This is a genomic window from Saprospiraceae bacterium (genome assembly GCA_026129545.1).
GTDB lineage: Bacteria > Bacteroidota > Bacteroidia > Chitinophagales > Saprospiraceae > M3007.
Window position 1 is genome coordinate 70542 of sequence record JAHCHX010000003.1, and the last position, 22349, is coordinate 92890.

Genomic DNA, 22349 nt, shown 5'->3' on the forward strand with positions numbered 1-22349 from the left:
AAAAATGTTTGTAAAGTGCTGAATAAGAGCGAGTTTGCGCCGTGAAACCCAAAAAGCCGTTTTTTCTGCGTTCAGATGCTCTTATCTGTTCTTCAAGGCGATACAGGTCGTAAAATTTAGGGGAAAAGTTTGTGGGGGTAGAAAATAATGCGAACTTTGCGTCTCTTTTTTTGAAATGCCCATTTTTCGTTCATAATTCATTCAAAATCAACGAAATAAAACATGAGAAAGGCTGACCTTGTTAACGCTATTTCCGAGAAAACCGGCGTTGCCAAAGTGGATGTCCTCGTCACCCTCGAGGAACTTTTCAAGGAAATCAAGTCCACTATGACGAATGGCGAGAACGTTTACATTCGCGGCTTTGGCAGCTTCGTTATTAAGAAACGCGCCAAAAAAGTTGGCCGCCACATCAAAAAAGGCAAATCCATCGAAATCCCCGAACACTACATCCCCTCTTTCAAGCCAGCAAAGGTGTTTACCGAGCAGGTGAAAAAGAAAGTGCACTCGCTTCCAAAAGACTAAAAACAGGTTTGGAGGTTTCTGGCCTGAGGTTTTCTGGCTTGTTTCAACCCGCAACCAGAAATCCTCGAACCAGAAATTTCTTCTACACTCCCGATGAATAAAGCGCAGTATTTGGCGGTTTTAAGCGCAGTGGCGTTGTTTTTTGTCTTGTATTTTGGTTTTGACACCAAGACTGACAAACAGAAAACAGCGGAGCGTTCGCGGGCCATCCAAGCAGAGGTCACGGACTTTGAGACCCTGTTGGCCAACGCGAAAGCATCGCTCACCGCTTCACAAGCTGGGCAAATGGCAGAACAAGAACAAATGCTCCGCAATGCTGCCAATGACACCGAGCGTGCCACATCTTTGAAACGGCTTTCCGGGTTGTGGCATGAAATGGGACAGTTCGCTGTGGCGGGAGGCTTTGCCGAGCAAGTGGCTGAGATTGAAAACGCCGATTCGTCGTGGTCGGTAGCAGGGGCTACTTTCTACAACGGGCTTGTAAGCACCCAAGACCCCATCGTACGCGACTATTGCGCTGCTCATGCTGTCAAAGCTTTTGAGAGCGCCGCCTCGCTGAATCCTTCAAAGGCCGAGCATCGGGTCAATCTGGCTTTGGTGTACGCGGAAAACCCACCACCCAACAACCCCATGCAAGCCGTGATGATGTTGCGCGAATTGGAGGAAAAACATCCCGACGACCCAACAGTGTTCAACGCATTGGGGCGTCTGGCTATCAAAACAGGTCAGTGGGACCGTGCCATCCAACGTTTGGAGAAAGCATGGTCGCTCGATAAAAACAACCCCAACACACCCTGTCTCCTTGCAAAAGCATATCAGGGAGCGGGCAACACGACAAAAGCAAATGAATTTGCGAGCATTTGCAATGCACGCTAACTCACAAATTCACAACTCTTAACTCATAACTTGCAGCAGTATGCCTTGCGGAAAAAAACGTAAACGTCACAAAATTGCCACGCACAAGCGCAAAAAGCGCCTTCGTAAGAATCGCCATAAGAAGAAGCGTTAGTCACTGAACCACAGGCATCAGGCGGAGTTTTCCGAAGTGTCGGAGCCGTCGTGCCGGGGTCTCAGCGCCAGACGCAACCGTCGAAATCGAAAAAACTTTTCGGAAAGCCCCAATACGCTGGCCGAAAAGTTTTTTCTGTTTGCCTGCAACGGGACTACATTCAGCCCATACATTGGCACTCTGAAATTGTTCATTGGTAAGCATCACCCCGAACTTGTTTCCCTGCCACGGAAACGCTGCGTTTTTGTCAACCCAAACAAAAACGAGACAGCCCTCCTTGCCAAGTCACATTTTATTCAGACGCAATCACCCCATTGTTGCAATGCCAATTCACGCAAACATCCTGCGCGGTCTCCTTTTGACGCCCGTACCGACCCCGGTGCTCGGTGAAGGGCTTTTTCTTAGTTTGAACGAGTTGACTATATTCACGCACTCTCAACCCATTCATCCCTCCACAACTCGCTCAACCCCCTCCGCCCCTGCCTGTTACAAAACCAAGCTCACAATCTGTGGACAAGGAACTTATCATCAACGCGACCGAAACAGGCGTTGAACTCGCCTTGCTCGAAGGCGGAAAACTCGTAGAGCTCCACCATCAAAAAACCAACAACAACTTCACCGTCGGCGACATACTCATCGGCAAAATCAGAAAAATGATGCCGGGGCTGAACGCTGCCTTCGTGGATATTGGCCACCGCAAGGATGCCTTCCTGCACTACACCGATTTAGGGCCGAAGCTTCGCTCGCTCGTGAAGTGGACGAACGGAGTGATGAACGGCAGCATCAATACGCACAAACTCGACCACTTCAAGTATGAGGAGGAAATCGTAAAAACTGGCAAGGTGGACCAAGTGCTGAACAAGCGTTGGCCCATACTCGTGCAGATTTTGAAAGAGCCTATCTCCACCAAAGGCCCGAGACTTTCGTGCGAGCTGACCCTGCCGGGACGCTACATGGTGCTGTCGCCCTTTTCCGACGCGGTTTCCGTTTCCAAAAAAATCGGCAGTGCCGAGGAGCGTAAGCGGCTCCACACGTTGGCCGAAAGCATCAAGCCCAAGAATTTTGGCCTCATCATCCGCACCGCTGCCGAAGGCAAGAAGGTACAGGAACTACATGAGGAGGTCACCCGACTCATGGGGCAATGGGAGGAAATCTATCGCCAGCTAAAAGCGGTGACACCTCCGGCCAAACTCTTGAGCGAGCTCGACAAACCCGCTAGCGTCTTGCGCGACTTGCTCAGCGACGGGTTCAGCCGCATCGTGGTGAACGACAAAGATTTACATGCCGACATCAGGGCTTATTTGCAAAACATCAGCCCCGACCAAGTGGGCATCGCCCAATACTACAACGGGGCCAAACCCATCTTCGATGCGTATGGCGTGACCAAACAAGTAAAGGCTTCGTTTGGCAAAACGGCCACCATGAACAGCGGCGCCTACCTCGTCATCGAAAAGACGGAGGCCATGCACGTCATTGATGTGAACAGCGGTCACAAAATCACCACTGCCGACGTGGAGCAGACCATTTTTGGGGTCAACCTGGAAGCAGCAGAGGAAATCGCACGGCAGATACGGCTGCGCGATATCGGGGGGCTTATCGTCATTGACTTCATTGACATGAAAAACCTCGAACATCGGAGGCTGCTTGCCAAGAAGATGGAGGATTTCATGCGAAAAGACCGCTCTCAACACACCATTCTGCCGCTCTCCAAGTTTGGATTGATGCAAATCACCCGCGAACGAGCGCGACCGGAAGTGGTGGTGGATACCGCCGAGGTGTGCCCCACATGCGGGGGCACTGGCAAGGTGAACGCTACGATATTACTTACTGACGACATTGAGCGCGATTTGGAATTCGTGATGCAATCACGCCCAAAAGGCCCGCTTTACCTGCGGGTCCACCCATATTTGGAGGCTTACCTGAAAAAAGGCCTTTGGAAAAGCCGCCAAGTGCAGTGGTTCTTCAAGTTCAACAAGTGGATTCGCATCATGCCTCATGCGGACTATCAACTGACGGATTACCGCTTTTACGACGGCAACGACGATGAAATAAGGCTGAATTGAGTTTGCAAGGAGGAACTCAAATGCCGCGTCCGCCACTCGCCGGACGCGGCATCGATCAGCCTTCAATCCGCCACACACAGGGAAAACCTTGTCGCAAAGACTAGAAATGTGGGCAATCGCATTTGGGCTTGAACATCCGGCAGCTTTCCAACACAACCATGCCTACCATGAGTAGAAAGAAAGCCACACGCCACCAATTTATTTTTTTCATAGTCGAAACTGTGTTTACTTTTACGACGGCGAAAGTAGCCAAATCGCTGACAACCAAGGGAAATTTTAACTTCCAGTCCGATACAAGCCGTCGAGCGAGATGAAAGGGGTTGAGAAGAGCGAGGCAATCCGCCTTCCCGACCCCTTTCGCCTTGCCTCAACCTTCCGAAACGGGCGGAGGAGATTCAGCAGATGAAACGCATTCTCGTCGCACCGCTCAATTGGGGACTCGGCCATGCAGCCCGATGCGTCCCACTCATTCAGTCGCTTCAGTACATGGGCGTTGAAGTGCTGCTTGCTTCCGACGGCGGTGCTATGCGCCTGTTGGAAGCCGAATTTCCCAATCTGTCAGTCATCGAGATTCCTTCCTACCGCATCCGCTACGAATACAGCAACATGGTGCGCAACATCGCTTGGCAGCTCCCGCGCATCACTTACGCCATTCGAGCGGAGCACCGAGCCGTGGAAAAATTGGTGCAAGAACACGACATTCATGGCATCATATCCGACAACCGCTACGGCTGCTTCAATGCCAAGGTGAGTAGCATAATCCTGACCCATCAGCTCCACCTCCGCGTGCCCAACAGTTTTTTGCAGTGGGGGGCCAATCGGATGTTGCGCCGCGCCCTTCGCCAATTCGATATCGTATGGGCGCCCGATGTGGCCACCACGCCCAACCTTTCTGGCGAGCTCTCGCACGGCGAGCCAATCGTGCATCCCAATACCCGATTCATCGGCCCGCTTTCAAGACTTCAACCCGGGCAAGGCAGCACCGAGTACGATGTGGCGGTGGTGCTCTCTGGCCCCGAACCACAGCGCACCTATCTCGAACAACGCCTTTTGGAACAGGCCATGCTGTTGCCCCATAAGTTTATTTTTATTCAGGGCAAGACGCAGGCAAAAAAGCACCATTACGCCGCGGACAATGTGGAAGTCGTCTCTTATCTCACTTCTTACGAGCTCAATCAGGTGCTGCTCGCCAGCGATGTCATCGTGTGCCGCTCCGGCTACAGCAGCATCATGGATTTGGCGGCACTGGGCAAAAAAGCCCTGCTCATTCCCACGCCGGGCCAGACGGAACAAGAATACCTGGCTGCATACTTTGCCCACCAACAAACTTTTTTGGTGCAAAAACAAGATGAGATTAATCTTGAGAAAGGCCTGCGTGAAGTAAACGAAACAACGGGGTTTGAACCCGGGCAATTCGACACCCGCGTGTTTGAATCCATCCTGGGCGAGTGGGTGGACGGATTGAAGCCTTGAACTTCAAGGCTGAAATGATATGTTTGCGCATCCACAAGCACACACATTGTTAGCCATGAAAAATTTGCCCTTTGCCGCTTGCCTTTTGCTGTTGTTTCTCGCTCCCGCTATCCATTTTGCCCAAACGCCCCAACCCTATTTCCAGCAGGAAGTCAACTATCGCATCGTCGTCACGCTCGATGATTCCACGCACACGCTTGACGGACACATCGAAATGGAGTACATCAACCACTCACCCGACACCCTTTCGGAAATTTGGATGCACCTCTGGGGCAATGCGTTCAAAAACCGCCGCACCGCGTTTTGCAAACAAAAACTCCGCGACGGCAGCGCCCGCTTCTATTTTGCCGAAGACAAGGAATTGGGCTATTTCAAAAATCTCGATTTCACTGCAAACGGCCAGAAAATCGAGTGGCAATACGACGAGCGCCATCCCGATATCGCGCGGTTGAAGCTCTCTTCCCCACTCCTGCCGGGCGCTCGCGTCACACTCGCCACGCCGTTTTTTTTGAAAATACCAGCTTCTTTTTCGCGCCTCGGTCACGTCGGCACCTCATACCAAATGACCCAATGGTACCCCAAGCCCGCCGTTTACGACCACAAAGGCTGGCACCCCATGCCTTACCTCGACCAAGGCGAGTTTTACTCCGAATTTGGCGCGTTCGACGTGACTATCACCCTGCCGGAAAACTATGTGGTTGGCGCGACGGGCATTTTGCAAACCCTGTCGGAAATTGATTTTTTAAAAAACAAAGAAGCGGAATCGAGGGAAAAACTGGCGAAGGGCGTGGATAAGAAAAAGGACCCCTTCCCACCTTCGAGTAGTGCCCGAAAAACGATACGCTTCGTCGCAGAGCGGGTGCACGATTTTGCGTGGTTTGCCGACAAGCGATTTTTTGTGTTGAAAGACACGGCGCAATTGGCCTCCGGCAGGACAGTAGAGTGCTGGGCCATGTTCACCAATGCGGAATCGGATATTTGGGAAAAAGGCGCGTTCTATGTGCGTCGCGCTGTGGAGTTTTACTCCGAAAAAGTGGGCGAATACCCGTGGCCGCAAGCGACAGCCGTACACTCGGCGCTCAGCGCAGGCGGAGGCATGGAATACCCGATGATAACCGTCATAGGCAACTCTTCCAGCGCCAAGCAACTGGACGAGGTCATCACCCATGAGGTGGGACACAACTGGTTTTACGGCATTTTGGCATCCAACGAACGCGACCACCCTTTCATGGATGAGGGGCTGAACTCTTATTACGAGTTCCGCTACATGAAAACCTACTACGAAGGCTCGTTTGCCGACGACATATTGCCAAAGTTCGTGTACGACCCGGCAAAATCCGGCCCTCCGCTCCACAGCGCGCAACTCGTGCTCGCCCGCGAACACAAGGACACTCCTCCCGATTCGCATTCCAATGATTTTGCGCCCATCGCTTACGGCTTGCAGGTTTACATGAAAACGGCACTCTGCCTCCATTGGCTGGAACAAGCCGTGGGCACCGAACGCCTCGATGCCGCCATGCGGGACTACTATCAGCAGTGGCGGTTCAGGCATCCTTACCCAGAGGATTTGAGAGCGGTTTTTGAAAAGCACCAACTCAACGCTGACTGGTTCTTCGATGCGATGCAGACTCAGAAAAAGTCGGATTTTGCCTTGAAAAGCATACAGCGGGGCACAGCGGGGGATTGGACGCTGTATGTCGCGAACAAAGGCGATTTGCGGGCGCCATTCCCCGTCACAGCCTTGTCAAACGGGAAACCCGCACACACAAAGTGGTACTCATCACCGGGCGAGCTGAATTTCCCAACGGTGGAGGCCGATGCCTTTGTCGTTGACGACGAATATGCGACGCTGGATTTGAATCGAAAAAACAACCTGCGCCGCACGAGCGGTTTTTTGCCCGGATTCGAGCCAGTGGCGTTCGGCGGGTTGACTCCATTTCAAAGCCCTTATCGAAGCACAATCGCCGTATTGCCGTGGCTGGGCTGGAACAACTACGACAAGACGATGCTTGGCGCGGTGATTTACAACCCACCCCTGCCCTCACGTCGCCTGCAATACTACCTCGCGCCGGGCTATGGCTTTGGCTCCGGGCAATTGGTCGGTTTGGCTGACGTGCGCTACCATTTTTTCCCCGGAGGGCTATTTCCGAAAATCAGTGTGGGCGCGAGCGCCAAGACCTTCCACCTTGACTACAACTGGCGCGACGATTATTACTCCAAATTCTACCGCGTGGCGCCGCAGGTTCGTGCCGAATTGCGCGACAACTCTGTGTCGTTCAGGCATTTCCTGAATTTAAGGACCTTGTTTATTGGCATCGAAAACGACTTGCGCGATAGCATCGGTGGTTTTGTCGGAAAGGAATTTGACCGATACACTATTTACGAAGCTCGCTATGAGGCTGAGCAGCGAAAGTTGCCCAACCCGTGGCGATTCGTGTCTGCGATGGAGTGGCAGAATGGCCGCGATGCCTTTGGCAACGAGGGCAAATACTTGCGCAGCGCGCTCGAATGGCGCCAGCAGTTTTTTTATTCGCCTAAAAGAAAAATCACGATGCGGGCGTTTGCGGGCGGCTTCCTCCACAACGCTCGCCGCGACAGGGGCATCGTGGCGGGCGACCCTGCGCAGGCATCACTTGCGCTCAATCCGCAGGGGTTCAACGACTACCGTTTCGACCATGTGTTTCTCGCCCGCGGCGGGGAGCGCGGCATTCTCGGCAGGCAGGTGAGCCAAACGGAGGGCGGCTTCAAAGGAGCGTTTGGCCCGGCATTCGCCAGCACCATCGGTGTATCGAACAATTTCGTTCTCGCGCTCAACCTGAAGGCCGATTTTCCTAAACGACTCCCATTGGGCTTGCCAGTGAAACCGTGGTTCGACATTGGCTATTACGACGATGCCACACTGTTGGGGGAGAACCGCCCGTCCAGCGAGCAATGGATGTGGAGCGGCGGGTTCATGCTGGAGTTTCTCAACGGCGGGCTGGAGATATATTTTCCGGTTGTTCATTCCAAGTTTTTAAAAAACAAATACAACGAGGTGTTTGGCGGTAATTATTGGCGATGGATTTCGTGGAGTATGCGGTTGGACAGAGTGCAGCCACAAGATGTGCTGGAGCGTTTTGTCCGTTAAAGAACCTTATCTTTGACGAATGGTACCACGCGATGAACTTTGGAAAAGCATCCTCGAAGACCTGTTCGAGCCATGTGTTTACTTCTTTTATCCAGAAGAAGCGCAGTTGGTGGATTGGAGTCGCCAGCCAGAGTTTTTAGACAAGGAACTCCGGCGGATAGTGGCAAAATCGGAAGCGCCGGGACGTGTGGCCGATAAGCTGGTGAAAATCTGGCTATTGGATGGGAGCGAACGCTGGATGTTGATTCACATAGAGGTGCAAGGCTATCCCGAAATGTCTTTTGCGAGAAGGATGTATGACTACCGGGTGCGCATCAAAGAGAAATACGGAACGGATGTGGTGGCCTTGGCCATCTTGACCGATGAAAGCCCCTCGTTTCGACCTAGCGCCTACATAGAGAGAACTTGGGACAACGAATTGATTTATCGGTTTCGGGCTTACAAACTGCTTGACCACCACCCATCCAGCTTTCCCGAACCTGACAACCCATTCTCTATTGTCATGGAAACCGCTTTTTACAGTTTGCGCCCCAATAAGCTCGATGACGAGGGATTGCTGGAAATCAAGAAAAAATTGATGCGCAATTTGCTAAAAAGAGGACTCTCCCGACAGCGAGTGTTGAATGTTTTGCATTTCATTGATGAGTATGTACATTTTGGAGAATCAAAATTTCAGGCTACTTTTGAGGCAGAATTAGACAAAGTTTTCAAAATCGAAAAAACGATGAGCACTTACGAATTGGTTTTGAAGGCCCGCCGCGCCGAAGCGCGCAAACTCAGAAAAGAAGCCATGGTAGAGGGGCGTGCCGAGGGGCGTGCCGAGGGGCGTGCCGAGGGGCGTGCCGAGGCTTTACGACTCGCCGCAGCAAATATGCTACGCGAAGGGATGGCTCCCGAGTTCATCGCTCGCGTGTTGCAATTGGAAGTGGAACAGGTAATGGAGATACAAAAGCAACAGAACTCATCCTCTCAAAATTGATGATGCTTCAGTGCCCATCAAATGCGCCTGAAGCATCCCCTTGAGGTGTGCCTTGAAGCGGATTTGGCTTTTTTCCGAATAAATATCTTCCTCGCAATCTTCTTCCAAGATGGCGCACATCAGGCTACAATGACTGATGAGCGACGAAAAAGAGCCGAATACGGTGGCCACCGTTAGCTCCGCATCTATTGGCCGAAACATCCCATTCTGTTGACCATCGAGAATGAAGCCGCGCACCAGCGCAAGATTGTGCGCCAGATGGTCGGTGATGATTTTCACCAGCGCGGGGCGCTGGCGCAGCGACATTTCGCGCATGATGAGCCGGTGAAAATCGCGCCCCTGAAAAAACCTTTCCGCGTACATATCCACTGTCAGCGACAGCTTTTCCCACGGGCTGAGCGGGGAGCGCGATAAGGTCTCGAGACGCTCGCGGGTTTCGGGAAGTCGGGTCGTGATGATTTCTTCCAGCAGTTGTTGTTTCGTGCCAAAATGGTAATTGACCATGGCGACATTGGCACCGACTGCTGCTGCCAATTGGCGCACGGACACTGCCTCGAAACCATTTTCGGCAAACAGTCGTTCAGCTACATCGAGCAGGAGCGCGCGTGTCCCGTTTCTATCGGGTGAGGGAAGGTTCGACATGTTGTGGGCGAGAAATACGCGACAAAAGTATAAAAAATCATTCCCGGTTGGACAACCTTGCCTCAACGGCCACTCAGCTTTTTTTGGAATTGCCCGGCCAGCCAGTCGCGGTGGAGAATTTCTTGGGCGGGTGGCAACAGCTGCGCAAGGGTTTGATAGCGCATTTTGTCGTGAGGGGCTATCTTGGCAAATTTGGTGGTGAACTCGACAAATTTTTGCATCTGCCGCTTGATGTGCGCATCCAATAGCGGATTGCGCAACAAGAAAATCCGCGTGGCTTCCAAATAAGAGAGCAGCAATTCCGTCTGCTCCGTTTCGCAATAAATTTTGATGAGCAGGCTGCGGGCAGACACGTTGAGCAACACGTCCGTGAATTCAACTTGGAGCAAGGCTCGTTGTGCCTCGTCGTAATTTTTCAGGTAATAGTGGTGCTGTGCGAGGTTGTAGCGAAAGGTGTTGTCCCGATATTCTTCCGGCAATCGCTTTTGATATTCGTGGATGAATTGGCGTGTCCACTCAACTTGGCCAGTTTTGAGGCCGACAGTGACGAGATTGGTGTATTTCCATGGAGGAAGAAGGTCGTTGTCAAAAATAAGCCCGTTGCTCAGCATCAATTTGTTGATTTCCAAATGCTCGTTTAGAAAATGCTGGTCGTTGTGGCGATTGATGCGCAAGGCGCAATAATTGAGCAGATGCGTGTATAACTGTCTGAGTTCGTCGCGGTGAAAACTTTGTCCGGAGGCAACTACCAACGACTTGGCCACCTTAAAATGGGCGGTGTCGTCGGGTTCGGTAAGAAGTAGCAGCAATCGGCGATATACCTGTATGGTCGTGACCTTCTCGTATTTGGTAGCCGCCGACCATTGGAGCACTTCCTCCCAATAGTTTGTTTCGTAGCGGATGTTCAGCAAGGTTTCGTAGTTGAGCATTTCGCATACAAATCGCAGCTTTTCGGCCACAAAATAAGTATCCAAAGCATCCGCCGCTGCCTGAAGGCGCTCGTCGAACCCGCGTTGGTTGCGGTCGCCGTGTTCATAAAAAAGCCGCTTGACCACAAGCGACTTTTGATAGTAGTCGGCATCTCGCACGACGGCTGCCTCCAGCTGTTTTTCGATATCCGATTGGACTGACTTGTAATGCTTGGGCAAGTTGCGTGCCTGATATTCTTGAAGCAAAGCAAGTCGTTGCTTGCCCTCGTCGGCATACAGGTCTTCCGCCACAAGAAACTTCTCAACGAGTGCGAGCAGTCGGCTAGAAAGATGCGCCAAGTTTCTGTCGTCCAGCGGTTTTTCTGTGGGCAGTTTTTGCACCACGATTTGCCGCGCGATATTAGGGTGTGAAAAGTCTGGCGCGTACTTTTGTAAATAATCGTAGAGCAGCACACAGTCAGTATTTTTGTTGAAATAAGGCGACCGCAAGAAATCCCCCAGCCTCGACAGTTGTCGCGGAGTCATCGCACGGAAAAGTTCTATGATTTTGCTGTCGGTCATCTTCCAGAATCCTCGCCCGAAAGTTCCACTTTTTAAGTCATTTTCCAACCAAATGCTTTGTCATGCGCCTATCAGCCTGTTTTCTGCTTTTCTCTCTTTTTTCTGCGTCAGCAACGGCGCAGCCCTTCATCATGTATCCCGGCGACACCAACAATGACGGGGCAGCGAATCATTACGACCTCTTGCCCATCGGAATCGCGTACAATCAGACGGGACCGCCGCGCCAGCCCGCCACAATCCTCTGGGTACCCCAAATCGTGGAAGAACCGTGGGACGCTTTTCTGCCAGTCAGCGGCATCAACCTCGCGTTCGTGGACTGCAACGGCATGGACACCATCAATTCTTTGGACATCTTCGCCATCGCCCTCAATTACGACAGCACTCAAAACAACTCCTTTCCTCCGCCAAGCCCCTATCAGCCCAAGTTAATTGATACCTGTTTCAGCTGCCCGCCTCCAAACCTCTTGGTCACGTTCAACAAAGACATTGTGGATGTCACGGGGCAATTGGAGGCTTACATTCAGCTGCAATATCCATTTCAGGCGCCCGCCCCGCTGGGCGCTCTGGGCATCGCCTTCGACGTGGAATACTACTACACCAACACCATCATTGATTCTCTTACCCAAGTATTCCCTGACACGTTTCCCAACAGTAGGATGTATGTGGTGGCAAGGCACACCGAAGTGCTGACCAATGAGCTGCTTCCCGCCGCAGGGCGCATGGGGTTTGCGGCAGCGGGTCGTGGGGAGAATGTTTTTATCGCAACCGACACGCTTATGACCGTCAGTTTTGTGATTGACGCGATGATTATCCGCGACGACACGCCCGACACTTTTTCCCTGCGAATCTCCAATGTGCTGATTTTGAACAACCTTGAACAGGTGATAACCTTAGGCAAAATCATCACCGACTCCGTGGTGGTGGTTTCCACAAAAACATCGGCATCGGCAGCCCCATCGCTCACCATTTCACCCAACCCCGTCCGCGATTTGCTCACTGTCGAATCATCGGGAGCCCCGATAGAGCGGGTTGACATTCGGAGCCTCGCGGGCGAGCAGATGTTGTCGTTGACAGCCCACAAACAACATCGCGTCGAACTGCCAGTTGCTTCACTGCCAGCAGGCATTTGGGTGGCGGTGGTACATACTCGGGGCAGCGTGACGACAAAAAAATTTGTGAAGCGGGAGTAAGCGTTTCAATACTAAAAATTCCGACCTTCGCCGCCACATCTTTCGCCCACTTCCTAATCCAAAAGCCCCACTCCCGACCATTTTCCCGCCGTAGTCTCAGGTTTTCAAACCTTTCGTTAATCGGTTTGGTCTGTGCATGAAACGAAACCCGCACTCGTTTCAGCGCCCAGACGAAATCTAACCCATTGCCCATGTCGTTACTCAAACACCTTTTACTGCGGCGAAACCTTCTTTTTACTCTCTTTACCCTTTTTTCCATCCTTGCGCATGCCCAAGCCCCCGTCGAAATTTGCAACAACGGCATTGACGACGACGGCGACGGCCTCATTGACTGCTACGACCAAGACTGCACCTGCACCGGTCAATGCGATGATTTTTACTACACCACTTGCAACGCCGATTGTTACTACATCCCGCCATGCGGGCAAATCACGCTCGGCGTGCAATGGGAAAGCGAAGCCGAGACTGGCACCTACTCCACCCTCGTGGCAGGCGATTTGGACGGCGACGGCATCCCGGAGGTCGTGGCCTATCGCGTAGAAGCGCCCGACCTGTTCATCATTGACGGCGCGACCGGCGCCACCAAGGTGCATATTATAGGCCCCACCGTGTGGCCGGGCGGCACCGCCCCCGCCATCGCCGACCTCGACAAAGATGGCTTTGGGGAAATCGTCATCGTCGGTTTCGACCGTCGGCTCTATTGCTACAATCACGACGGCTCGCTGAAGTATGTCAGCGCCATTCAAGTTGGCTACGACGGTCGCTATCGCTATTCCGTGCCAAACATCGCCGACTTTGACCACGACGGCTGGCCGGAAGTGAACATTGGCAATCAGGTGTTCAACGGCCAGACGGGCGCGCTGCTGGCACAAGGCGGCCCCAACGTGTCGGCTGGTGAGCACCCCGCTCGTGTGGCGGTAGGTTTTTCCTTCGCCTCCCCTGTGGCCATGGACGTGTTGCCCGACAATTTTTGCCCTGATTGCGCTGGGCTTGAGATTGTGGCTGGCAATCAAGTCCTTTCCGTGAACTTAGTGACTGGTGCCGTCACGCCCGTCGTCACGGCACCCGCGCCGTTTACCGATGGCTTCACCAGCGTCGTGGATTTTGATGGCGACGGCGACCTCGATGCCATTGTGCAAGGCCGCAACGGGAGCAACAATTTCAACACGGTGTATTGCTGGGACATTCAAACCAGCACCATTTTGCGACAATACCAATTGCTGAACAACTGGCAAGAAGGTGCCTCGCGGGTGAATGTGGCGGATTTGACTGGCGACGGAAGTCTGGAAATCAGTTTTGTGAGCCATCCTTACCTCTACGCGCTGCGCAACGACTTCACTCCCCTGTGGATAAACGATGTGTACGACGCTTCTTCCATCACCTGCTCCAGCGTGTTCGACTTTTGCGGCGATGGCTCCGCCGACGTGATTTATCGCGGGGAATTCAGGTTGCAAGTGCTGGATGGCGCAACGGGGCAGGTGAGTTGGGAGGACAATTGCCGCAGCGCCACTCACATCGAAAATCCATTGGTACTCGATGTGGACGGCGACGGACAGACGGAAATCATCGTGCAGTGCGGCACCCCCGACTATAACTCAACAGGAAACGGCAAAGTGATTTCATACAAAGCGGTGGGCGCGCCCGGCATTGCCTCTCGCCGCGTGTGGAACCAACACGCTTATTTCAACACAAACATCAACGACGACCTCAGTGTGCCGCGCTACCAGCAGAACCCGCATATCATCGGCGATGGCGTGCGCATGAACTCCTTTCTCAACCAGTATTTCAACCCTTCCTTCCCTTCGCCCGACGGGGTGTTGGCTTTGCAAAATGTGGTCTGCGTGCTGGATTCTCTGCAAATAACAGTAAACCTCTGCAATGAGGGCGACAATATATTGCCTCCTCAAACACCCGTGTCGGTTTATCGAGGCAATCCCCAAACAACCTCCGCGCAGTGGTTGGGTGCGCGCCCGCTCGGCTTCGACTTGCAGCCGGACAGCTGTCGCGTTTACACGTTCAACATTCCGCGCGTGGCCAACGACTCGGTTTTCATCGTGTTGAACGACGACAACTCCTTGCCCACGCCCTACAATCTCGCACAGGACTTCCCCGTCACCGCGATTGGCGAGTGCAAATTCGCCAACAACATCGCCTCGTTTTTTGTCAAATACCAGCCCGACATTGTCCAACTCGGTCAGGACACCGCTATTTGCGACAATACTTCCTTGCTTCTGAACGCTGCCGGAAGCGACCTTGCCACTTGGCAATGGTCGTCAGGCGCGACCACTCCCACCCTCTCCGTGAACACGCCCGGCACCTATTCGGTGACGGCGACCGATGTGTGCGGCTTCACACAGACGGATGTTATCGTGGTGACCATTGACAGCAGCACCGTGGTGAGCCTCGGCCCCGACCCGTCCATTTGTCAGGGCGAAACGGTGTCGTTGGCCGAAAGCGGTTTTGATTTTTATCAATGGACGGGAAATGGGCTGAGCTGCACTACCTGCCCTGCGGTCACGGTGGCACCTTCGACTTCGGGCTTGGTGGTGCTGGCGGCGGGTTTTCTGAATGGCTGCGTGAACCGCGACTCGGTGTACATCACCGTCCACGACACTTTCAACTATAAAATTGACACGACCATCTGCTACGGCAGGACGTTGGTTTGGAACGGACAAGTATTGCCCCCCGACTCCAAGCGCACGTTTTTCCTGCAAACGGTGCACGGCTGCGACTCGACGGTTCATGTGAACGTAATCGGCACCACGCTCGGCACTTACCAAATCACGGTGGACACCTCCGTTTGCCTCGGCTCTTTGCTGTCTATGAATGGCGCCAACCTGCCACCCGGCGCGGGAATCACCTTCCATCTGAACGCGGAGACGGGTTGCGACTCTACGGTCATGGTGACGGTGGCGCCAAAGGACACGTTCGCCACGGTGGAGAGTCCGACGATATGTTCCGGCGAGTCGTATCCTGTATTCGGTGCCCCGGTCACGGAGAGCGGTATTTACAAAAGAACATTTTTGGCGAAAAACGGGTGCGACTCCACGCACACGGTCAACCTGACCGTGCTGGCTCCCATTGTACTGGAAATTGACGGAAGTCCGAGTTGTTTTGGAGAGGCAACGGGGGCGCTGTCGGTGACGGCCAACGGCAACGCCCCTCCTTTCAAGTACGCTTGGAATTTCGCAAGTAGCCAGCCGAAGATAGACAATGTGCCTGCGGGCAATTACACCGTGACCGTGACCGACAAAAATGACTGCACCGAGACGGCCAGCACGATAGTGGAAGCCCATCCTCCCATCGTGTTTTCGGCGAAAGCGGATTCAGCCACTTGCTACAACTTGCCCGACGGGGCCATCGCACTGGAAACGCCCGATAGTAGCTTGGTTTTCAGCCTCGACGACGAAGTGTTTTCCCAAAACAAACTTTACGAAAAGCTGCTGGCGGGCAAATACACGTTGTTTGCCCAAGACATCTACGGATGCGTGGACACCTTGCCTATTATCGTGCCCTCGCCGCCACCGTTGTTGCTGAGCCTGTCCACAAAAGAAGCGGAAGTGCAATTGGGCGACTCCTTGGAAATCAAGGTGTTTGCATCAGGCTTGGAGCCGCTTGCTTACCATTGGGCGGATTCGTTTTATTTGAGCTGTCACAACTGCCCCGATCCTGTGTCGAAGCCGCTTTCCAATGTGCTTTACAGCCTCACGGTGACAGACAAAAACGGCTGCACTGCTTTTGAGCAGTTGCAAATCATCCTCAACTATGTGGTGGATGTGTACGTTCCCAATGTTTTCTCGCCGCTTTCGGCCAGCGACCAGAATAGTCGCTTTGAGATGAGTTTTGGGCCAGCGGCGACGCGGGTGCGATTGATGCGAGTGTTTGACCGATGGGGCGGGTTGATGTACGAGGTGCACGATGTGACTCCCAACGACAACTCTCGCGCTTGGGACGGGCGACGCAACGGAAAAGTCGTCACGCCGGGGGTCTATACTTGGATGATGTGGCTGGAACTCGCCGACGGCACGATAAGGCAGCTGGACGGTGACGTGACGATAGTTCGATGAAAATGAAGGTTTTGATTTTTGAAATCCGACTACATGATTTCCGATTGTTGATGTTTCGTTTGGAACATTCGGAATCGGAAATCATGTAATCGTTGTTCGGAAATCAAATTCAAGCCGTTTTGCTTTCGTCGTCTCCTTCGGGTTTGTCCTTGCCGGTCAGAAACTGGCGAGTCTCGTCGGCTTTGTCGGCCACATAGTCCTTTGCTTTTTCCCAAAAGTCGCGGCCTTTTTCGGAGGCTTCGGCCAGTTCTTCCTTGGCCTCGCCATAGACAGCTTTTGCCTTGTCCGAGATGAAGCCCAATGCGCCACCTTCGTGGGCGGCCATTTTTTCGCGCATGACTTTCAGTTCGGCAGCGGCCTCGGCGGCTTCGGCCTTGCCTTCGGCGGCGAGTTTTTCGGCTTTCTCGCTGAGTTCTGCAAATTTTTCGGCAGCGGTGCCTTTCAGGTCTTCATAGGCGACACCTGCTTTTTCCAATGTTGCCTTGGCCTTTTCGGATAGGTTTTTCCAAAAATCTTCCATGATGGTGACAGTTTGTTTTGTGAAGAAATGAGACTGCGAAAGTACGCAAATGAGCCGTGAAAAAACATGGAGCCGCCATTAAAAAAACCTGACTGTGACGGACTGTGGCGACTAATGCCCTCGCCCGCTGGGATGGTCATTTTTGTGTATCACCACAATCCCTCTTATAGCCGATGTTTTCTCAGCTCCGCTCTTCCCACACCTGTGCCAAGTGCACCATCGTTTCGGCTGCCTTTTCCATGTCTTGCACCGACACCCATTCTTGTTTGGAGTGAAATGCGTGCTCGCCCGCGAAGATGTTGGGGCATGGCAAGCCCATGAAAGAAAGCCGGGAGCCGTCGGTGCCGCCTCGTATGGCACGCTTGAGCGGGGTTTTGAACCCCGCACGTTGAAGTGCTTCGAGCGCATAGGCGACCACCTGTGGGTGTCGGCGCAGCACTTTGCCCATGTTGCGGTATTGTTCGGAGACTTTGACTTCGGCGTGTGAGTTGGGGAAGTTTTTCATCACGCCATCCACGATTTTTTGAAGGGTTTTGGCGTGGCGCTTCAGGCCGCTTTCCGTGAAGTCGCGTATTATGAGTTTGATGGTCGCTTTTTCCAGATTGCCCTCAAAGTGCATCGGATGGATAAACCCCTGCCGCCCTTCGGTGTGTTCGGGGCTTAGTTTGTCGGGGAGTTTGGCAGCGATGCGGGCGGCGATTTTCAGGGCATTCTCCATTTTGCCTTTTGCGAAACCGGGGTGCGCCGACACGCCATGCACTGTGACGGTGGCGGCATCAGCGCTGAAGGTTTCGTCTTCGATGCTGCCAGCGGTTTCTCCGTCAATGGTATAGCCATATTTGGCGCCGAGTTTTTTCAGATTGACCTTGTCCACGCCGCGTCCGATTTCCTCGTCGGGTGTGAAGAGGATGCGGATTTTTCCGTGTCTCAATTGTTTGTTGTTCAGCAGGATGTACGCGGCATCCATGATGGCAGCCACGCCGGCCTTGTTGTCGGCGCCCAAGAGCGTGGTGCCGCTGGCCGTGATGATGTCGTGGCCTATTTGGTGTTGCAAATCTTCGTGCTCTGCCTTGCGAATGACTACGGAGGGGTCGTCGGGCAGCACAAGGTCTTGTCCTTTGTAGTTGGCGTGAACGATGGGTTTCACGCCTTCTCCCGAACAATCGGGCGAAGTATCCACATGGGCGCAAAAACAAATGACCGGCACTTTTTTGTCGGTATTGGCGGGGATGGTGGCATAAACGTAGCCATGCTCGTCCAATTCGGCGTCGGCGACGCCCATGGCTTTCAATTCTTGGACGAGCAAGCGAGACAGGTTTTTTTGTTTTTCCGTGCTGGGCTGGGTTGGGCTGTTGGGGTCGCTCTGAGTGTCAATGGTGACGTAGCGGAGGAAACGCTCTTTGGCTGTGTGTTGAAACATGGTGGCTGTTGAATTGGCCCCAAAAGAGGGATAAAATTGATAAGGGTTGGTCTTCAAACAAGGGTGCCGCAAAATTGGGCAATTCCTGTCAATTCCCCCTCGGCTCCTTGCCTGTTCCCAAAACTTCTATTGGCCCGGCAAGGCCGAGTTGTTCACATCCCCCACTTTTAGCCCTTTAAAATTGACGTTTGGGAAATCGCCTTGAAGGTTCGGAATCGTGATGCTCTCCGGCGGGAGGTTTCCAGAGAATGGCATGGCGGGGTCGGAAAAAGTGGCGGTGGCCGGGAAGAAGCGCCACGCGGGGAGGTTGGGCAGTTTTTGGTAAATGCCGAGAATGAGCTTGCGAATCTCGACCACATCGAAGGTGGTCACCGAGTTGCTTTTGTTGGCATCGGCGGCGATGGTCTTCCACGGCGAATCGAATGGCTCAAGTCCCAAGATATGCCTCGAAATAAGCAACAAATCAAAGGTGCTCACGCCGTTCAAGTCGCTGGTGTCGTACGATGGCTTGATGACATAACTGTTTCCGAGCGGCATATCGTCAAACTGGTAATGCCCCGAATCATCCGTCAGAATCGTTGCGTTGCCCCCTCCCGTGATGGTGACCTTCACACCGGGCATGGGCAGCCCCCAATGCGTTTGCACGGTGCCGGAAATGGAAAAAGTGGGTGGTGTGGGTTGCGGGTAGCCATTGAGCGTGGAGGGGTTGAGGTTTCCGGTGTCGAGCCAGTCTCGGAGGCGCGTTTGTGGGCTGGCACCTTGGCTCCATGAAAAATCGAACCGCCCCCAATAGGTGACGTTGTCGAGACAGGGGTCAAATTGGTTGCGGCTGCCGCCGTGGAGCTGACCGATGATGCGTTTATTGGGGTCAAACAATGGGCTGCCTGACGAGCCTTGTTGGAAAATGCCAAAATCGGGTGCCACCTTCCAGTGGCTGTAGGCGGGACTGATGCCAAAAATGCCGCCCCAGTTGAGCGCCTGCGGATGGATGACTGCTTCCGCCGTGTCCACCGATATTTTTTTGATGTCGCCCGCCGGATGATGGATGAACGTGCTGTGGTTGACCCCCGTCGTGTCGCGGCTCCAACCATTGAACCATAGGCCATAATTGCCCGGCAGGGGGCTTAGCCGGAGGAGCATGAAATCTGTTTCGGCTCGAAAAGCAATGCGCTCGCAACCCAACACGGATTTGAAGGCAGGCTCGCTAGGCGGGTTGGCACAGCCGGGTGCCTCATAGTCGAAATCGAAAATCCAAAAATCGAAGTTGGGGTTTTGGCCAATCAATTGGCAGTGGTGCGCACTCAAAAAGTAAGGCTCCGCAGTGCCGGCGGTGTTGGCAATCAACGTGCCCGAACACCAGCCGAGCCCATTGGAAAATACCATGAGAATGCGTGCCACGCCCCTTTTTTCACTTTGCCATCCGGCACCCTGAGGGCAGTTGACGTTTATGTTGCAAGGCAGGGCATCCCCAAAATCGAGCAATCCGGCAGGCTCATAAGCCACGTCCACGCGATGCAGGTGCAATTGGGTTTGCCCTTTCGCATCTGCTGGCTCAAAATACTCGAGGCGCACCGTAGCGCCGGGCAGCAGCCCGATGGTGAATTTGCCGGAAGGGACACAGCTTCGCTCCGTGTAAGCGCCTTTCACCGTTTTCCCATCGGGCGTGTAGGCAAACAAGCGGCCTCCAGCGGGCAACCGGAACTGGTCGAACAACAAGGCCAGCCCCAACGCGCCGGGCGATTGCACCTCGCACTGCCACACGCGAGCGCCATTGGGCAGGGTGGTCCATGTGCCGTCTTTTTCCATGGAAATATCCGCCGTCATCGGTGCCGCAAAACGCTCTTGACCGGGCGTGTCAGCATCTTCTTTGCGAGCCTTTTGCACATCCAAGACGGGCAAAACAACCGTCGCGGGTGTTTTTTGCGACAAAAGCGATTGATAGTCGGGCGAGAAAGCCAAAGGCATGCCTCCGTCGCTGATTTGGGCTTCGGCAAAGAGTCCGAGGAATAGGGCGAGCAGGGTAAAATGTTTTCTCATAAGATGCGGGAAGGATTGGTGATGCTGGATTTTTGAAAAAAATCAGGCCAAAAATAAAAAAGGCGGCTGAATGGGCCACATTGATTTTATATCCTGCCTCGCCAAAATTGGTCGGATGACCATGATGACATCCTCGATTTTGAACGAATCGCGCTTTCAACCATGCTGAAAACTTGGTGGCGCGACAGCTATTCTCGGTTTGTAAGAGGCGTCATCTTTTGAGGAACAAAAAAGGTGACATCTCGATCTGTTTTTGAGATGTCGCCCCTCCATGCTTCCGGGACGACACCTCAGAACCCGACAAAGCGAGAATCGCTGGTGGTGGGAGGGATAATTTAATGCAGGACAACAATCTTTTTGCGCTCAAAGTAACCTGCGCTATTTTGTATTATCCCATAATAGATACCGCTAGGAATATTGAAAACACTCACAGAGAGTTGATTGACAAAGGACTGCCTATGAATGATTTTGCTTTCTAAATCATAAAGAATAAACTCCCCTTCAAAAGGAGCATTGGCATCTATAAAGATGAAATCAGTTGCTGGGTTAGGCCAGACAGATAATTTTATCGGCGCATCAATTAGGGGTGGAAGAAGCGTCACCGTCTGGCACCACAGCGTGTCCAAGCACCCGTCGTTGGTCACCTTCACCAGCCAGCAATACTTCGTGTTGCCCTCGTTGGTGGTGCCGCCCGCCACGATGCTCCCGCTCGATAGCACGCCCACGCCGCCGAAAAAGCCGCTGTTGGTGTAGTAGAGCGGCAGGAAGGGCGCGTTCACCTTGCGCTCCCAGAGGCTGTCGCCACCGGCAGAGAACTTGTACAGCCAGCCCACGCGACGGGTGGGGTCGTCGCCGTCTTTCACCAGCGTCTCGCCCGCGCCGATGTAGTGGCCATCGGCCGTGGGGGCAAAATCCCACAGCGTGATGTAAGATACCAGCGACCGAATGGGGCCGAAATGGCTGACCCACTCGATTTGAAAGTTGGAATCTAATTTTGATAGGGTTGGCTGGAACAATGCGGTTCCGCTAACAAAGTCAGCCTTATGAAGGCCAAACAAAATTATCCCTCCGTCATTTGTCGGAATGATTTTGCGCACATAGCCAATTTCTGGCTCAATATCCGATGCCCAATAATTGAGTTCATTTCCTTCGAGGTCAAAATATAACAAGGATGTAAAACCTGTGTGCGGGTTTATACTGGCTCCCGTCCCGATTCCAGCAACGTAAATAGAGTCATTGACTTGCTTAATATCCAATATTGAGTTGTTGTAAACACTATATGATAGGTACTTGAACCAAATCGTTTCACCCTGCTTGTCCACATATCGGATAAACCCGTCGTTGTAGTAGTCAGGCCGCTGGATGGCACCATATAGAAGATAACCGCCAGATACTTCAATTAGCGTGTAAGCGTAGTTGCTCAGGTTCACCGTGTCGGGGTATTCCTTGATGAACTCGACCTCGAAGTCGCTGTCTGTTTTTATCAGCACGGCGCTGTTGCTGTAAAATGGTGCGGCTGTCATCGCGTAGCCCCCGTCGGAAGTCTTGACGATTTTGCCCCAGTGCTTGTCAATACCCAGATGGTCTCCTGAAGAATCAAGTATCAATTTAGTTTTCCACACCTTGCCGGAAGAATCCAATTTTGCGAGCAACAAACCTTGTTGCCAGCTATTGTTGACCAGTTCGTATGCCAAACCATAGCCGATAATGGTGTCATCAGCTACGAGCATATCCCTGAATTGATTGGTGGGCATCCCAACATCAATTGCCACGTTGAACCCTGTTTGGCAGAGTGCCTTATGTGCAAGCA

General features: G+C 53.0%; 14 protein-coding genes. 8 read left to right on the plus strand and 6 right to left on the minus strand.

The window, feature by feature from the left end; genetic code table 11:
- Positions 1-222 precede the first annotated feature (222 nt).
- The 6 genes from KIS77_18130 to KIS77_18155 all read left to right on the plus strand — a co-directional run bounded on the left by KIS77_18130 (position 223) and on the right by KIS77_18155 (position 9173).
- Positions 223-522, plus strand: coding sequence for an integration host factor subunit beta (locus KIS77_18130; protein ID MCW5924246.1), 300 nt, complete (start codon positions 223-225; stop codon positions 520-522).
- Between the two features lie 93 nt (positions 523-615).
- Complete coding sequence (locus KIS77_18135) at positions 616-1398, plus strand: tetratricopeptide repeat protein (GenBank protein ID MCW5924247.1); 783 nt, start codon at positions 616-618, stop codon at positions 1396-1398.
- A 642-nt stretch (positions 1399-2040) separates the two neighbouring features.
- The gene (locus KIS77_18140; protein MCW5924248.1) at positions 2041-3594 is read left to right on the plus strand and encodes an Rne/Rng family ribonuclease; all 1554 of its coding nucleotides are present in this window, start codon (positions 2041-2043) and stop codon (positions 3592-3594) included.
- 402 nt (positions 3595-3996) lie between these two features.
- Complete coding sequence (locus KIS77_18145; protein MCW5924249.1) at positions 3997-5067, plus strand: glycosyl transferase family 28; 1071 nt, start codon at positions 3997-3999, stop codon at positions 5065-5067.
- Positions 5068-5122: 55 nt separating this feature from the next.
- Complete coding sequence (locus KIS77_18150; protein ID MCW5924250.1) at positions 5123-8194, plus strand: M1 family metallopeptidase; 3072 nt, start codon at positions 5123-5125, stop codon at positions 8192-8194.
- Between the two features lie 19 nt (positions 8195-8213).
- Entirely contained in the window at positions 8214-9173 is a 960-nt protein-coding gene (locus KIS77_18155) for a hypothetical protein (GenBank protein ID MCW5924251.1), read from the plus strand.
- Here the strand turns inward: KIS77_18155 and KIS77_18160 are convergent.
- Positions 9156-9815, minus strand: a complete 660-nt coding sequence (locus KIS77_18160; protein MCW5924252.1) for a TetR/AcrR family transcriptional regulator — start codon at positions 9813-9815, stop codon at positions 9156-9158. The two genes, KIS77_18155 and KIS77_18160, sit on opposite strands and share 18 nt — an antisense overlap.
- Before the next feature lie 62 nt (positions 9816-9877).
- The gene (locus KIS77_18165) at positions 9878-11353 is read right to left on the minus strand and encodes a hypothetical protein (GenBank protein MCW5924253.1); all 1476 of its coding nucleotides are present in this window, start codon (positions 11351-11353) and stop codon (positions 9878-9880) included.
- A 14-nt stretch (positions 11354-11367) separates the two neighbouring features.
- On the opposite strand from KIS77_18165, the gene KIS77_18170 reads away from it, so the two are divergent.
- Positions 11368-12495: a T9SS type A sorting domain-containing protein gene (locus KIS77_18170; GenBank protein MCW5924254.1), complete on the plus strand. Its 1128-nt coding sequence runs from the start codon at positions 11368-11370 to the stop codon at positions 12493-12495.
- Positions 12496-12686: 191 nt separating this feature from the next.
- Positions 12687-16562 (plus strand): VCBS repeat-containing protein, encoded by a 3876-nt coding sequence (locus KIS77_18175; protein ID MCW5924255.1) that lies wholly within the window; start codon positions 12687-12689, stop codon positions 16560-16562.
- A gap of 109 nt (positions 16563-16671) precedes the next feature.
- On the opposite strand, the gene KIS77_18180 is transcribed toward KIS77_18175, so the two are convergent.
- The 4 genes from KIS77_18180 to KIS77_18195 all read right to left on the minus strand — a co-directional run bounded on the left by KIS77_18180 (position 16672) and on the right by KIS77_18195 (position 22311).
- On the minus strand, positions 16672-17082 hold the full coding sequence (locus tag KIS77_18180) for a hypothetical protein (GenBank protein MCW5924256.1): 411 nt from the start codon (positions 17080-17082) through the stop codon (positions 16672-16674).
- Positions 17083-17263: 181 nt separating this feature from the next.
- Positions 17264-18502 (minus strand): peptidase T, encoded by a 1239-nt coding sequence (gene pepT / locus KIS77_18185; GenBank protein MCW5924257.1) that lies wholly within the window; start codon positions 18500-18502, stop codon positions 17264-17266.
- A gap of 126 nt (positions 18503-18628) precedes the next feature.
- On the minus strand, positions 18629-20539 hold the full coding sequence (locus KIS77_18190) for a carboxypeptidase regulatory-like domain-containing protein (GenBank protein MCW5924258.1): 1911 nt from the start codon (positions 20537-20539) through the stop codon (positions 18629-18631).
- Between the two features lie 335 nt (positions 20540-20874).
- On the minus strand, positions 20875-22311 hold the full coding sequence (locus tag KIS77_18195) for a T9SS type A sorting domain-containing protein (GenBank protein ID MCW5924259.1): 1437 nt from the start codon (positions 22309-22311) through the stop codon (positions 20875-20877).
- Positions 22312-22349 lie beyond the last annotated feature (38 nt).